The sequence below is a fragment of the Emticicia sp. GW821-FHT11C11 genome (genome assembly GCF_058808615.1).
The window spans coordinates 668,198-685,539 of record NZ_JBXARV010000003.1 but is presented as its reverse complement, the minus strand read 5'-3'; the positions used below and the strand labels follow the sequence as shown (position 1 = coordinate 685,539).

The window sequence follows — 17,342 nt, the reverse complement described above, 5'->3', positions numbered from 1 at the left end:
CCATCAATTATCTACGCCTCAACCCCAAATAGATTATTCCGGCACAAGGCTACACAATTTCAAATAATCCAATTCGACAATCCGCAATCGAAAATCGACATTCGAAAATCCCCATCACTTTCTCCACCACAAAAATAGCCCCAATGCCAGGCAACCGTCAATACAATAAGCAATAGCCAGTGGAGTAATTGAATGCGCCAGCAGGCTGTCTATCACCGAGCCCAGAAACGCACCGATAACCAGATACGAAGTACCATAAATAGAAGCTGCCATTCCGGCCTTATCACCCATCGGCTCCAATGCCAGTGAACTACTATTGGGCTCAATAGCCACATTCAAACTCTGTAATAGTCCTATAATGGCAAAGAGCAAAAACAAATGCACCGGAGCCTGAGAAACAACCGTAAGCAGCAACAAGACACACGCCCCACCTGCATAGATAAACAGCAACAGCCGGAGCGTTCGTTTCGCCCCGAGTTTCTCAACCAAACGGGAGTTGATAAAAGTAAAAACACTCATGCAAAAGCCGATGGCTCCAAAAATGTATACAAACAAGTGAGGCTGGCCATATAACGTGCCAATGATGCGCTCCGAACTGCCCACATAAGAGCTAAACGCCGCAAACAGCACAGTAGTAATGGCAGTATAACGCACAAACTGCCGGTTGCTGAAAACGGTCCGAAACGACCGCATCAAACCAAAAACATCCGTATGCTTGCGCCCCTCGGCAGGTGCCGATTCAGGCAGGCGAAGCGACCAGCAGAAAAACACTATGGCAAATGCAGCCGGAGTAAGAAACACCACCTGCCAGTTGGAAACCGACAAAATAGCAGCCCCCAGCAAGGGCGCCAGCACCGGAGCAATCAGAAAGATGGTCAGTATCAACGACATGGTCTGTGCCATTTCATTGCCTACAAAGCGGTCGCGTACACAGGCAAGCACACTCACAAACATAGCCGACGACCCCATGCCCATCACAAAGCGCGCAGCCGACAGCCAGATGATATTGGGTGCCAAAGCTCCGCCCACACAGGCGCTGATAAACAACACAAAGCCCACCCGCATAACCGGCACACGCCCGTATTTATCAGCCAACGGACCGAATATCAATTGGCAGAATTGCCCCATAAAGAAAAAAGTAACTAACCGTGCCGTAGCAGCAGACTCCCTGCCCAAGCCAAAATGCGCCCGTACATCGGCAAAAGTAGGCAGCATGATATCAATGGCCAGAGCCGTCAGTAATTCTATACAGGCCATCATGGCAATAAATTCCATGCGGCTCAGTTTTTTATCGGCAGTTTTAGGCTGGCTCATTTCTATTGTTTGCATTGATCGGAAAGCTATTTTTACCCCACAAAATTATACTATCTGAACCACACCACAAAGGTGTAAAAACGCCAAAATAAGGGGGCAAACCGGACAAATAGCCGAGGTATCGTGGCACGCCTGTCCTCGCAAGCATAAGGGCGTGTCACGGTTAGTATTGGCATTGCACGCTCACTTATCTTTTATACAGATATACTCATAGGCAAATATTTCGTTTTCCTCTGTAACAGCCAGCTCTTCACGCTGGTACTTAAACCGGGTGACCGCTCCGTTGCTTTTATCAAAAACTGCCTGCCACAATTCTTTCCACACCGGCTGATATTTCTCCAGTTTAGCCTTAGCTTTTTCCAGACTTTCTATTGGCATTCCCATCTCAATCCAGGCCTTTTCAAAACCTGCTGTACGATATTTCTTGTATTCGGCAGGTGACAGCTCCGTTTCAAAGCTAACCTCATACTCTGCGGCTGACTCTTTTACCTTACGGCTCACCTTTTTTGGTACCCGCACTTTACCGGCTAACTCATTTTCTAATACCCTGACGGTATCTCTGGTAAGATCAGAATCGGCCCGTAACAACAAAAAAGCCTTGAAAAATTGACCCACCTCCGGCACATGACCCGATAGGAAATCTTTCGAATCTTCTCTTATCTGCGTCAACCATTGCACTCTATAGTCGCATATAGCAACTCCTGCTTTCCGACGTTCGTCATCATATAAAGCCAGTAGTTTTTTCCTAAGTTCCGGTAATTCAGTCCAACCTGCAAATGCTCCTTCTTTATTGATACGTAGCCGTAGGGGTGTCTGCAATAAAAATTTCCGTAGTATAACAATACAGCTATTCGGTAGGCTATCCGTCTGCGGACTATTATAATACAGATACTGCCATTCGGCCTCGTAGTCACCTGCTTCGCCCCGGGTCTCATCGAGAATCTTCAACCGAAAGCCCATCCGGCTTCTTTCATCGCCATCTGTCCATCGGCTCCGTTCCCTTTTCTGTAAATCGTAAGTCCATGAATCTCCCGCTTTCCAGCGTATGGGTATCTCAGTTTTTTGTGAGTAAGTTGTAAAAGAAGTAAGCAGAAGAAAGGATAAAAGGAAAAGACTTTTCATTGATGCCACAGTTATAAGTTGCAAAAGAATAAGGGTGCAAAATAGTGAAAATCAGGAAATAACAGAGATAAAACAAGAGAATTAAAGATAGATAAGAGAACACGCATCATTTCATAAAAACAGAATAAAATCCCCCCGCCCACAAACAAAAAAGCCCCTAAATGAAGGGGGTTTTTGCTTTAATTACAATTGATTTTTACTTTTTTACAAAGTACGTGCGTTGCACATTACTTACAACGCTTTTTTATTAAAAAATTGTAAAATAAATAAGCTATTATTAAAATATTTTAATAATTATTGAATTAATCCTATTTTATATAAAAGTGCCGCTCAATGCTCCCAAAAGCACTAAGCGGCACCAATTAATTATCAGAGTAGCCATGGAATTGCTCTATGCAGACTTAACAGGCTGCTATAATAGACGGCCCAACAGCCCTAAGATTACAAAAACCCAGAAATCTCTATTCGCTAATTCACCATTCACTAATTCGTCATTTCCCAATCACTCATTCACTAACTCACTCAATCACTAAATCTTTTACTCGCTCTTCAAACTCTTCACGGGATTCATCAGCGCGGCTTTAATGCCATGATAACTCACAGTCACCAGCGCTATTGCAACAGCTACACAGCCTGCCAATGCAAACATCCACCATTGCATGTCAATTTTGTAAGCAAAATCCTTCAGCCACTGGTTCATGGCATACCAGGCCAGAGGAGAAGCAATAAGCACTGCTATCAATACCAGCATGATAAAATCTTTCACCAACAACTGCACAATACCATTCACCGAAGCCCCCAGTACTTTTCTTATACCCACTTCTTTTTTACGTTGCTCAATAATAAAGGTTGAAAGCGCAAATAGCCCAAGGCTGGCAATGATAACCGCTAGCATGGCAAATATTGAAAATATCTGCTGGGTGCGTTGTTCTCCGGCATAGAGCGAGGCAAAATTCTCATCCAGAAAGTAATATTCGAGTGGCGCAGACGGATGAAAAGCATCCCAGTATTTTCGCAAATCAATCAGAAAATCCTTAATATCTGCCGTATTCATTTTTATTACCATTCCACCGTAGTTCCGGCCCAGTTGCATCATGGCAGGCGCCACTTTCTGTTTTACCGAAGTATAGTTGAAGTCTTGCACAACACCCAATACTTTAAGCTCTTGCTGCCCCGAGCGCACAATGGTACGACCGATGGGGTCAAGCCCTTTCCATCCCAGTTCTCGCACTGCCGATTCATTAATAACTACTCCGGCAGAATCGGTCGAAAACTCTTTCGAGAAAGCCCTACCCTTAATAATTTTCATGCCGAGCGTATTGAGGTAATCATAATCGACATTAAAAATATCAATGTGTATCTCCACCCCGTTCGACTTCTCATTTTTTGGATACACCTGCGTGCCGTTCAGATTGTTGTTACCCGGTACCATCCGCGATATGCTCGCCGACACCACGCGTTTATCCTGCTTCAATTGTTCCTGAAAAACCTGCTGGTTACTTTGTAACACACGGGTATCGGGCAGAAACAAAACCTGGTCTTTGTCGTAACCCAGTTTTTTAGTCTGCATGTGCTGCAACTGCTGATACACCACTATGGTGGCAATAATCAGAAGCGTGGAAACCGTAAACTGAAACACAATCAGGCTGCTTTGCAATGGTTTTTTCTGGCGGTTCTTGTTAAACAAAGCCCCTTTAAGCGTGCGTATAATATTGAACGACGACAAAAAGAAAGCCGGATAAATGCCCGCAACAATGCCTGACAAGAAACTAACCAGCAGCAAGGCGCCAATCACCCGGTAGTTCAGGAAAAAAGCGAAACTCAGGTTTTTACCGGCCAGTTGATTAAAATAAGGCAGCAATAAAAAGATAAACAGGTAAGCGAAAATCATGGCAAAGAATGTCAACAATATTGATTCAGCCAGAAACTGAATCACCAGTTGCTTTTTTACTGAACCCAGTACTTTTCTGATACCCACTTCTTTAGAGCGCTTCACAGATAGCGCCGTCGATAGATTGGTAAAATTGACACAGGCCAGCATCAAAATAAACATTGCCAACACACTGAACACATAGACGTACCGGATGTCTCCCCCCGGTTCAAGCTCATATTTGGTGCCTCCGTACAGATGCAAATCGGTTAGCGGCTGTAGCAAAAACCGGAATGTATCTACCGACTTGCGGGCTTCTTCTAAGCTCACGCCCATGTCGCGCTGCACTTCGGGCACAACATATTTCAATACCAGCTGCGGAAACTTCGCTTCAAGTTTTCCGGCATCGGTATTTTTGTTCAGCTCAATGTAAGTATGGGGCCCAAGATTGCTCCAGGTTGCATTCTGAATATGCCAGGTTACAATACTCAGCAAAGCCTCGAAATGAAAATGTGAATTGTCAGGTATTTTATCAAACACGCCCGTAATCTTATAAGCTCTTTGCTGTGTACCAATCTCCAGCGATTTTCCCACAGGGTCAGTATCTCCAAAGTATTTCTGTGCCAAAGCCTTTGAAATCACCATTGTGTTGGGTTCTGTCAAAGCATTATCAGGGTTTCCTTCCAGCAAAGGGATAGAGAACATCCTGAAAAAATTAGCTGTGGTAAAAGCCAACTTGGTTTCTTTAAAATGGTTGTCTTCATACTTCACAAAGTCAGTAGCCGGCGATACCATGGTATAGGCCTTTACTTCGGGAAATGAACTTTTCATGCCTTCTCCTACCGCAAAATCTACATTGGGGTAAGTGGCAATATTTCCATTGCCGGTAACAGCTACATTGACCCTGTAAATCTGCCCGGCGTTGTCAGGGTGCCGGTCATAGTTCAGCTCGTCGTATACAAACACAGCAATGAGCATGAAACAACAGATTCCCAGCGCCAGTCCGAAAATGTTGATAATTGAAAACGCCTTGTTGCGAATCAGATTTCGCCAGGCAATGGTAAAGTAATTGCGTATCATAATTAGTGAGAATATAGAAACTGAATTAGAATAAATATCTGGTGTTTTTGGGAAAAACCGTCGTTTCAGAAAATAGGGTCTGCAGAACCTTAGAACCTCCCACACATATAGCCATCTGGCTTGGGTTAAGCCCTTTTCTGTCACCATCCACTCAAATTGCTCGTGCATATCGCCCTGCAATTCTTCCGCCAGATCATCCGGCAAAAAAACCATCAGCAGTTTATCTGCCCAGCGTGGTGGCGATATGTTTTCGGGTTGGGTCATTTATATTTGTTTATTGAGTGATTGAGCGATTTAGTGAATGAGTGATTGGAAAATGACGAATTAGCAAATGGTGAATTAGTGAATAAATTTACTAAACGGATGTCTTAGAGTGAACAATTGTTTAGTCGTAACATATATAAATCAGTTAAACTAGTTATTAAAAATAATCACTAATTCACTCAATCGCTCAATCACTCAATCCTTTACCTCATTCACTTTTCAAACTCTTCACCGGATTCACCAATGCTGCCCTGATGGCCTGAAAACCGACTGAGATGAGTACAATGATAATTGACGACACCAGCGTAAGGATAAACACCCCTGCACCAATACCAATCCGGTAGTTATAGCCCTGTAGCCATTGCTCCATGGCATACCAGCCGATAGGCGCTCCTATGGCAAAGGCAATCAGCAACAACCGGATAAAATCTTTGGTTAATAACTGCACAATACTCACCACCGGAGCACCCAGTACTTTGCGTATACCTACCTCTTTTGTTCTCTGCTGTGCTGTATAAGCCGCCAGCCCGAACAAACCCAGACAGGCAATAAAAATGGTGAGGCCCGTAAACAATCCGGTGAGCGATCCGGTGCGTTGTTCATCCGCAAACTTTGCCTTATACGATTCGTCAGCAAAGCTGTATTCAAACGGATACGCCGGGTTATATTTGGCAAATATCCGTTCCAAAGTTTCCAGATTTTGCGCCATTGGGTTGTTGTTATTCAATCGGATACTAAGCCAGTTTTTAGCTACTGTTCCTCCCGGCCCCTCAATCAGCACCGGATTAATAGGATCATACGGCGAAGCAAAAATGAAATCTTTTACCACCCCTACCACACGCCAGTCGGCATTCTGAATACGAACCGTCGTGCCGATAGGGTTTTTCAGGTTCATCTTTTTTACCGCGGCTTCGTTCAGCATTACAGCAGTAGAGTCGGTCCGGTATTTACTAATATCTATTTCTCTTCCCGTCACCAGGCGGGTACCCGTTGTTTTCAGAAAATTGGCGTCCGTGCCGAATTTATCAAATTCCACATCTTTATCAGCTTGCGTACTACCCGGCCATATTACACCCCATTGCCGCGTATTAATTTCGGTTAGCGGCCCTAAAGATTTACTCATCGATACGGCAACCCCACTTTGCATCAATTCTTCTTGCAGGGCAGTATAGTGATCAGGCAAATCACCCGATAGGTAGGTGAAAAGTAAATTGTTCTGGTCATACCCTTTACTTCTCGCCTGGGCATGGTCAATTTGTCTGTTAATAATGAGCGTTGCCACAATGAGTACAATGGCAAAAGTAAATTGCACCACTACCAGAACCTTTCTTGGAGTAAAAACCGCTCTTTGCGAACTGAAGGTCCCTTTCAGAACTTTGATAGGTTGGAAATTCGCCAGAAAAAATGCCGGATAATAGCCCGCCAGCAAACCTATAAATAATAAAACACCCAGGGCTGCCAACCAGAAATAACCGGAGGTGAAATCTAACGAAAGCGTTTTACCCGTCAACTCATTAAAGAAAGGCAGTGCGATCAGAACAATCAGCAAGGCAACGATACCGGCCATAAAGGTAAGCAGCACCGACTCGCCGATAAACTGTAAAACCAACGACACTTTCTGTGCGCCTGCTACTTTTCTGACACCCACTTCTTTGGCTCTTTTCTCGCTGCGGGCCGTACTCAGATTGATGAAATTAACAGCCGCTATCAACAGAATAAAAACTGCGATTAATCCGAACAAACGCACAGTTACAATTCTTCCTTCTACCAGTTGTCCGTTTTCCTGCTTCGAATACAAATGCCATTTACTGGCAGGATGCAGGAAAATCTCGCGGTTTTTCACATCTTCAATAACGCCTTTCAGATGCTCGGCCGTCAATTTCTTGATTTTCTGATTTGCTGTTGCTTCATCGGCGTGTTCTTTCAGTAAAACATAGGTATAATCATTGTTCGACTCCCAGGCATCAGAGCCCCAACCCAGCGTAACAAAATAGTTGTAAGGCAAAAAATAAGATATATTACCGAATTTGCTGTTGTCCGGTATATCTTCCAACACACCCGTTACTGCAAAACTCTCTTTATTTTCAATCTGCACTACCTTGCCTACTGCCAGCTTTGTACCAAATAATTTCTCTGCCAGTGACTCCGTAATCACAATTCCGTTATTGCCGGCCAGCACACTTTGCACATTGCCTGACTTTAAGGGGAAATCAAATAATTTCAGAAATGACGGGTCAACAAAAGCCCCGCCAACGTTCAATTTATTATCATTTACACTTAATAATAAGCCCGTCTGTCTGAATCGGGACGTCTCCTCTACCTCCGGATAGTTCTGTTTCAAAGTTGGTGCTAAAGGTCTTGGTGTCGATTCCCACACCATTGGTGTCCCGCTGAAAATGTCCTTATTATATACCTGATACAATCGGTCGGTTTTGCTGTAAAAGCGATCGTATTGCAATTCGTTCTGTATCCAGAGAATGATGAGCGTACAGGCAGCGATACCCACAGCCAAACCGGAAATATTGATAAACACATAGCCTTTGGCACGCATCAGGTTACGAAAAGCTATTTTGAGATAATTTTGTAGCATAACAGGGTTTATTAAAGAGTAATAGTCGTTCACTGATTCAGCCTTGGCTGATAATTTACGTTTCAGAAAATAAGGTCTGCAAAACCGCAGCACCTCCCACACATACAGCACCCGGGCAAGGGCTAAGCCCTTTTGTTCCACCATCACCTCAAACTGCTCATGCATATCGCCTTGCAGTTCTTCATATAAATCCGGCGGAAGCATCGCTTCAAGCAACGCATCTGTCCAGCGGGGAGGTGATATATTTTGGGGATACTTTTTCATAATTTATTTGGTGAATTGTGTCCTGAACTGTGATTTAACTGATTAACCTGATTAGTATGATTTTCATTTGAAGGCTAATTTTAAAGAATGAATGATTCATAATCAATGATAAAATCATTCATAAAACAATCAGTGAAATCCTAAAATCAGTTTAATCAAAGTTCAAGACAATTCGACAATCTGCAATCGACACTCGAAAATCACTATTCACTCTTCAAACTCCTCACCGGATTCATCATCGCTGCCTTAATTGCCTGATAGCTTACTGTCAGCAGAGCAACGCCAATAGTAAATGCCCCTGCTACAGCAAAAACCCACCATTCAATATCTATTCGATAAGCAAAATTTTGCAACCAGTAATTCATCAGATAATACCCTATCGGAAACGCCACCAGCATGGCAATACCTACCAGCACTATAAATTCTCTGGTTAGTAAGGCATACACACTTCTGATGCTCGCCCCCAGCACCTTCCTGATGCCAATCTCCTTGGTGCGCAGTTGTACTGCATATAATACCAGTCCTAATAATCCAAGAGAAGCAATGAGAATAGCCAGTAAGGCAAAACTTGTGGAAATACTGCCGGTTTTGCGATCGGTTTCATACTGTCGGTTAAAATCTTCATCCATAAAACTGTAACTCAGAGCCTCTTCCGGCACACGTGCTTTCCATCTGGATTGTATCTGACCGACTAAACCGGGAAAATCCTGAGAGGATACTTTCAATGCAATATTTACGGCATTCCTGCCAGACACCAAGGCTAAAGGTGTGATTTCTTCCCGCAGGTTACTGAAATTGAAGTTTCGGGCAATGCCTATTACTGTATAGGTCCCTATCTTTTTTACATTCACATCAACAAAGGTGTAAATCTGCTTACCCACAATGGCATCCCCACCGAATTTTCGGGCAGCTATTTCATTCAATATAATCGCCGATGAATCAGTGCCGAATGCTTTTGAAAAATTACGGCCTTTTACTATCTGAATACCAAGGGTTTTGACGTAATCTTCATCAACAGACCAGTTCTGCATCGACACCATACCTTCCACATCGGCTGTTGGCGTACTAAAATAGGTGTTATTAGAGCGGTTAAAATTAACCGGAAGAAAATCACTGATTGAAGCGCTTTCAACACCCGACAGCCCCAGCAGTTCTTTCTTGAAGCTTTCAATCCTGTCGCCCAGAGAACCTACATTCTGCAAAACCAATACATGGCTGCGGTCGTACCCCAGGTCTTTATGCTTGATATAATCTAACTGGCGGTAAATAATAATGGTGCCAATCAGCAGAACAATGGTAATACTGAATTGAAACACCACCAGCGAATTACGGAACCAGCCCGACTTGAAACCTTTGGAAACCTTGCCTTTTAATACCTGGCTCGGCACAAAAGAAGAGATAAAAAACGCTGGATAAGCCCCTGAAAACAACGACAACAGGAGCATAAGCACAAACGACGACAACAGGAGGCCGGGTTTCAATATATCTGAAAAAGCCAGCGATTTACTTGCCAGCTCATTGAATGAAGGTAAAAGTGCAAACAGCAGCAAGTATGAAATAAACAGCGCTATAAACGAAAGTGCCAGTGATTCTGCCAGGAACTGGCTCACAATACTTAGTTTTGAGCTGCCCATCACTTTGCGCATACCTACTTCTTTAGCCCGGTTTGCTGCCACTGCCGTAGAAAGATTGGTATAGTTGAAACTCACCAGCAGCAGTATCAGAAAGCCTATTACTGAAAAAATATACACGTTATCAGGGTTACCATTGGCATCCAGTTCACTCACTTTATTCGATTTCAGGTGAATATCAGTCAATGGCATCAGGCTGATATTGGCCAGTCCGCCTCCTTTCATGAATTCTGCCAGCGTCTGGTTAATGACGGCTTTCAGTTCAACCGACAATTTTTCATGATTCATTTGATGCATCTTGCTTTGCAGCAACGCCAGATCAGCATCTTTTCTTACCCGCAGATAGGTATTGTAGTTTTCGCTCAGCCAGGTAGGTTGCTTGCTCTGTTCATCGTTCGACATCGGCACAAACACCTCAAAACTAAAATGCGTCTGCTTCGGAATATCGGCAATAACGGCAGTGACTCTAAAAGTTTTAGAGCTTGTTACAAAGCTCTGGCCTACAATATTCACGCTGTTGTATAGTTTCAGAGCTACTTTTTCAGTCAATACAATGCCGTTAGGTTCATCTAAGGCTGTGCTGAGGTTGCCCGCAAGGGTTTTAAGACTGAACACATCAAAAAAAGTAGAATCGGCATAAGCCACTCTCTCCACTGTTTGCGATTGTCCGTCTTTTTTGAATAGCAAGCTGCCCAGCCATCGGATACGGGCAGAGTTTTCAACTTCCGGAAACGAGCGCTTAAAAGTAGCTCCCATGCTGGCCGGACTCGCCGCCAGATTATAATGGTTACCGTTGAATTTCAACTCGTTATCAATCCGGTAGATTCTGTCTGAATTTTCGAAGTGGCGGTCGTAGCTCAGTTCGTCATTCACATACAGAAAAATCAGCAAACAGGTAGTAAGGCCCGTTACCAGACCAAAGAGATTAATTGACCCGAAGGTTTTGTTTTTGCGGAGATTCCTCCACGCGATTTTAAAGTAATTGCTTATCATAATTGTAGAAAATATAGAAACAGGGTTATAATCATTCGTTTTGCGCATCAATCGCCGTTTCAGAAAATACGGCCTGCAGAACCGCAGCACCTCCCACACATACAGCACCCGTGCTTTTGTGACACCCTTCTCCTCCACCATCACCTCAAACTGCTCGTGCATATCGCCTTGTAGCTCCTCTGCCAGATCATCAGGCAGAAAAGCCATCAGCAGTTTATCTGCCAGTTTCGGAGGGGCTATATTCTGAGGATGCTTTTTCATCATTTATATTGTCTTGAACTTTATCCTGAACTGTGATTTAACTGATTTTAGGATTTCACTGATTGTTTTATACTTGCACCTATTGATTGATTATGAGTCATCATTCTTTATCATTAGAGCTCAAATGAAAATCATAATTATCAGGTCAATCAGCTAAATCAGAGTTCAAGACTTAATTCAATCACACAATCACTAACTCACTAAATCACTCATTCACTCAATCTTCTACCTCATTCGACAATCGCGCGGCGAACCGTCTGCAATCGACACTCGACAATCCTATTCGCTTTTCAAACTCTTCACCGGATTCATCAAAGCTGCTTTGATGCTCTGAAAACTGACGGTCAATAAAGTAATCAATAGAGATCCGGCACCGGACATAGCAAAAACCCACCACGATAAGTCTGTATGATACTGATATTTTTGCAGCCAGTTATCAAGAAAATACCAGGCAATAGGTGTAGCAATGGCAAAGGCAATGATTACCAGCATTACAAAATCTTTCGACAGCAAAGTCCACAGATTCAGTACACTGGCGCCTAACACTTTGCGCACCCCTATTTCTTTGGTGCGTTGCTCAGCCACGAACGAAGCCAGACCAAAGAGACCCAGGCAGGAAATAAAAATAGTAAGCACGGCAAAAAATAAGGCGAGTGTGCCTATGCGCTCTTCTGCTGCAAATTTTCTGGCATATTCCTGATCGGCAAATTTGTAATTGAATGTTGAAGCTGGGTCATACTTCTTGAAAATCGTTTCAATAGCGCTCACCGCTTCGCTTGCGCTTATGTCAGGATTGATTCTGAAATTCATAAAGTTGCTATATGACCTTGAAAGATAAAAGAATGTCTGTCGCGCGGGTGTATAAGGCGATTCCATCACCATATCTTTTATGACCCCTATTATTTTATACCGAAGCATCCCTTCACCGCTGCCCTCTCTCACAATTGTTCCGATGGGGTTTTTCAATCCCATAAATTTCACGGCGGTTTCATTCACTATCAGGCTCAACGAGTCTGAACTATACTCTTTCGAGAAATCACGTCCGGCTTTCAATTGCCAGTTTATGGTTTTGCCGAATTGATGCGATATCCCGATTACTGCAAAATCCGGACTCTGACCAGGGTCTTTGCCTTCCCAGTCGAAACCTCCATTTACATGCCAAACGCCGGTAAGCGGGCTTTCCGATTCCGCTATTTCAGTTACCGCTCCTGACGCTTTCAAATCTCTGCTGAAAGCATCAAAGTGATTATGCAGGTCGGCGGTAGTGGTTTGCACATACAGTAATCCGCTCCGGCTATAGCCTATCGGGCGGTTCTTGGCAAACTGAATCTGTCTGAAAACCATAACAGTTCCGATAATCAGAGTAACAGATACCGCAAACTGCACAACTACCAGTACTTTACGGGGAACGGTCGCAAAACGCCCTACCCGAAAAGTACCTTTCAGTATGCTGACGGCTTGAAAAGAAGATAGATAAAAAGCAGGGTAACTTCCGGCAACCAACCCGGTGAGCAGACAAAAACCAAAGCTCACCAACCAGAAAACGGGGTTGCCCCAAAGCATAATCATTTGTTTATCGGCCAGTTTGTTAAACAACGGCAGCAATAACTGCACACCCAGCAACGCAATGGCAAAAGCTATAAAAACGACCAGTAACGACTCGCTCAGAAACTGACTGATTAACTGACCACGCACCGAGCCGACAGCCTTGCGGATGCCTACTTCTTTGGCGCGTTTTTCAGAACGAGCCGTGCTGAGATTCATAAAATTGATACAGGCCAGCAACAACACGAAAATGCCTATTATACCAAAAAGCCATACAAACTGAATCTGTCCGCCCACATTAACACCGTTCTTAAACTCTGAATACAAATGCCATTTGCTCATGGGTTGCAGAAAAATCTCAGGCTTAAATGAGGCTTGAAAACTGTTCACTCTCCGTAATTTCAAATCTTTTATTCTGGCAGATACGGTTTCTAAATCAGCCCTATCGGCCAGTTGCACAAATACCTGAAAAGAATTATTATCCCACTTGGTTTCAGAGAATTTCACCCAGTCTCTGATCGCCACATTTACCTTCCACGGCACCATGTAGTCCATATTACTGAACTGCGTATTATAGGGCAGATCTTCATACACGCCCATTACTTTTACGGGAATCTGGTTATCAATTTTCAGTATCTGATTCAGCGGATTACTGTTACCGAAAAGGTCTTCGGCCATGCTTTCCGAAATCAGGATTGAGTTGGGCTCCTGCAACCCTGCTCTTGTTCCTTTCAACATCGTGAGCGACAACATCTCTGTTGCTTCTGGCTCTATATAGTTTCCATCTTTCCAGAGCTTCTTATCACCCGTCGAAATCGTATGTCCTTCTGTCCACGACGAAAGCACTATATGCTTAAAATCATTTCCATAATTATTGCGGAGCTCGGCAGCTGTCGGGATAGGCACCGCCACACCTGTACCTTTCTCGCCATTCACAGTCTGTGTTTGCATTACCTGAGCAATGCGGTCGTAATTCTTAAACGATTTATTGAACGATAACTCGTCATAAATCCAGAGACCAATCAGCATTGTGACGGTCATTCCAACTGCCAGTCCGCCGATATTAATGAGCGAATAGCTTTTGTGTTTGAGTAAGTTCCTCCACGCTATTTTAAAGTAATTGCTTATCATAATAATTAAGAATATAGAAACAGGTTGATACTCATTCGTTTTTCGCATCAGCCGCCGTTTCAGAAAATACGGCCGGCAGAACCGCAGCACCTCCCACACATACAGCACCCGGGCTTTGGTGACGCCTTTTTCTTCCACCATCACCTCAAACTGCTCGTGCATATCGCCTTGTAGTTCTTCTGCCAGTTCATCCGGCAGAAAAGCCACCAACAGCTTGTCGGCCAGTTTGGGGGGTGATATATTTTGAGGATGCTTTTTCATAATTTATTTGGTCTTGAACTTTGCCGCGACGGCGTACCGTTTTAACTGATTTTAGGATTTCACTGATTGTTTTATGAATGATTTTATCATTGATTATGAATCATTCATTCTTTAAAATTAGCCCTCAAATGAAAATCATACTAATCATGTTAATCAGTTAAAACGGTACGCCGTCGCGGCAAAGTTCAAGACTTAATTCAATCACTAACTCACTCATTCACTCAATCTTCTACCTCATTCGACAATCTGCAATCGACACTCGACAATCACTAAATCACTAATTCACTCAATCACTCACTTCTAAGGCTCTTCACCGGGTTCATCAGCGCTGCCCGAACGGACTGAAAACTTACAGTTATAAAAGCGATAGCAATAGAGATACAAGCGGTGATGACGAAAGTCCAGATATTGATGCTGATTCTGTACGGGTAGTTCTGCAACCAGTTATCAATGGCATAGTAGGCTATCGGAAAAGCAAAAATGAACGATAATCCCACCAGTTTTATGAAATCAGAAGACAACAATTGCACAACACTACTCACCGATGCCCCTAATACCTTGCGTATACCGATTTCTTTCGTGCGTCGCTCAGCAGTCAGAGTGGCCAGCCCGAAAAGCCCTATACATGACACAAATATGGTAAGCACCGCACCGAAGAACATAATCTGCCGCCATTTGGCTTCTGTCGCATAATTAGCCTGATTGGCTTCATCGACAAAATCATAAGTATAAGGGTTAAGCGGAAAAAGTCGTTTGAAAGTGTTTTCAATATATTGCAGGCTGGCGGTTTCAGTATCGGGTTTCACTTTAATAAAAGCACGCCCATACTCATTAGCCTGGCGCATGGTAAATACCTGCCCCTTAATTTCGTAATTCAACGGACGGAAATGATAGTCTTTCACCACACCTATCACCTTGTATTTCTCGTCATTGTCGAACGAAAAATGCACCATCTGACCGATAGGATTTTTCCATTGGGCATTTTTTGCAAAAGTTTCATTCACCAGTACCGATTGTGTTGCATCACCCGGAAAATCAGGAGAGAAATTACGCCCCGCCACAACCGGAATCTTAAACAAAGGCAGAAAGGCTTCATTGATAGTTTCATACCCAAAACTTACAGTCTGCTCTCCGTTAACCTTAGCACCGTTAGCCGAGAAACCACTGTTTTTTGGTGCAACCGCCAGTATATCAGGATTTTTCAGCATTTCATCTTTCAACAATTGTGCTTCCGTGCGTGTCAGATTCGGCTTTCTGATGCTTATTACCTGTTGGTCATCATAGCCTAAGTCTTTATTAGTAAGGTAATCTAATTGCGAGTAGATAGTAATAGCGCTGATTATCATAAAAGAAGCCAAAGAGAATTGCACTACTACCAGTGTTTTTTGCAGATAGTTTTTGCCGGATAAATTGAAACGATTATAGAGGGTCTGAACCGGACTGTAATTAGATAAAACCAGAGCCGGATACACCCCTGCCAGCAAACCTGTGAGCAAGAAAAGGCCCGCATAGCCTAATATCAGTTTTGAGTCAAGCAAATATTCAATTGTAAGAATTTTATCAGCTAACTGATTGAAAGTTGGTAAAACCAGCCACACCAAAAGAATAGCAAATAAAAATGCCACAAAAGCCAATAAAAAAGATTCGCCCAAAAACTGAGCTATCAGTTGCATTCTTCCGCCGCCTACTACTTTTCTTACGCCAATTTCTTTGGCTCTTTTCACAGATCGGGCAATGGTCAGGTTTACAAAATTAATAACGGCTATCAGTAAGATAAACAAGGCAACGCCTGATAGAATATAAGAAAAAACAGGGCTGCTGGCATCAACCATGCCATTGTCGGCATTGAGATCTCTGTTGAGGTGTATATCTGTAAGAGGCTGTAGGGAATACACCCAGTTCTCTTTCATTTCATATTTTTCAGCCACAAATTTTTGGGCTTCTTTCGACTCAATCTGATAAACACGATTTATTTTAGAAGCTATCGTGCCGGCATCAGCCTTCGGATTCAGCAACACAAAAGTGTTTAAAGAAACACTGAACCAGTTATCCTCACTTTCCATTTGTTCCTTATCAGGTATCATCGGAATCAACACATCAAATTTGATAGATGAATTCTGAGGAGATTTCCTGACAACACCCGTTACCGTATACGGCATAAACTTATCGTTCAGCTTCAGCAACACCACTTTCCCAAGAGCATTGGCAGTGCCGAATTTTTTCTCGGCAATCGTTTCAGAAAGTATAATTGATGCCGGTTGTTTCAATGCGGTTGCACGGTTACCGCTTAGCATCTCAAACGAAAAAATCCGGAAGAAATCAGGGTCTGTTGCAAATATCTCCTGACTGACAATTTCATTATCAAATTTAATGTCTCTTCTCATTCCTTCATATCGGGCATAGGCTTGTATTTCCGGCACTGAGGCAGTAAATCTCGGCCCTTGCAGATAACCGGTGATCCCTGTCTGGTAAATCATACCCCCCGTAGGTGCATACGACTGGTAAGCGATGCGGTAGATGTTTGGATTATTGGCATGGAAACGATCATAACTGACTTCATCTTTGGTGTAAAGAAGAATCAACATAGCTGCTGCAAGGCCAATGCTTAAACCTATAATGTTAATAGAAGAATAAGCCTTGTTATTGGCCAATGTTCGTAAAGCGATTGTAAAGTAATTGCGTATCATAATTGTTGAAAGTATGGGAACAGAGTTATATTCGTTCGTTTTCCGCATCAATCGCCGTTTCAGAAAATACGGCCGGCAGAATCGCAGCACCTCCCACAAATACAGCCATCGGGCTTTGGTGACGCCTTTTTCTTCCACCATCACCTCAAACTGCTCGTGCATATCGCCCTGCAGTTCTTCTGCCAGATCGTCCGGCAGCAGCGCCATCAGCAGTTTATCTGCCAGTTTCGGAGGGGTTATATTCTGAGGATGCTTTTTCATAATTTATTTGGTGATTGAGCGGATTAGTGATTGAGTGATTAATTAAGAAATTTTCACTATTCGGTATC

Annotated in this window: 7 protein-coding genes; all 7 read right to left on the bottom strand. The window is 43.3% G+C overall.

The features are described 5' to 3' along the window. Positions 1 to 114: 114 nt before the first annotated feature. The 7 genes from AC1RRY_RS17990 to AC1RRY_RS17960 all read right to left on the bottom strand — a co-directional run bounded on the left by AC1RRY_RS17990 (position 115) and on the right by AC1RRY_RS17960 (position 17,274). Positions 115 to 1,329 (bottom strand): multidrug effflux MFS transporter, encoded by a 1,215-nt coding sequence (locus AC1RRY_RS17990; protein WP_492822044.1) that lies wholly within the window; start codon positions 1,327 to 1,329, stop codon positions 115 to 117. Positions 1,330 to 1,497: 168 nt separating this feature from the next. Next, on the bottom strand, positions 1,498 to 2,436 hold the full coding sequence (locus AC1RRY_RS17985; RefSeq protein WP_492822046.1) for a hypothetical protein: 939 nt from the start codon (positions 2,434 to 2,436) through the stop codon (positions 1,498 to 1,500). A 538-nt stretch (positions 2,437 to 2,974) separates the two neighbouring features. Beyond that, positions 2,975 to 5,650, bottom strand: a complete 2,676-nt coding sequence (locus AC1RRY_RS17980; RefSeq protein WP_492822048.1) for an ABC transporter permease — start codon at positions 5,648 to 5,650, stop codon at positions 2,975 to 2,977. A 208-nt stretch (positions 5,651 to 5,858) separates the two neighbouring features. Further along, positions 5,859 to 8,504, bottom strand: a complete 2,646-nt coding sequence (locus AC1RRY_RS17975) for an ABC transporter permease (protein ID WP_492822050.1) — start codon at positions 8,502 to 8,504, stop codon at positions 5,859 to 5,861. A 203-nt stretch (positions 8,505 to 8,707) separates the two neighbouring features. Further along, entirely contained in the window at positions 8,708 to 11,389 is a 2,682-nt protein-coding gene (locus AC1RRY_RS17970; RefSeq protein ID WP_492822052.1) for an ABC transporter permease, read from the bottom strand. 279 nt (positions 11,390 to 11,668) lie between these two features. After that, on the bottom strand, positions 11,669 to 14,326 hold the full coding sequence (locus AC1RRY_RS17965; RefSeq protein ID WP_492822054.1) for an ABC transporter permease: 2,658 nt from the start codon (positions 14,324 to 14,326) through the stop codon (positions 11,669 to 11,671). A 290-nt stretch (positions 14,327 to 14,616) separates the two neighbouring features. After that, the gene (locus AC1RRY_RS17960) at positions 14,617 to 17,274 is read right to left on the bottom strand and encodes an ABC transporter permease (protein ID WP_492822056.1); all 2,658 of its coding nucleotides are present in this window, start codon (positions 17,272 to 17,274) and stop codon (positions 14,617 to 14,619) included. Positions 17,275 to 17,342: the final 68 nt, after the last annotated feature.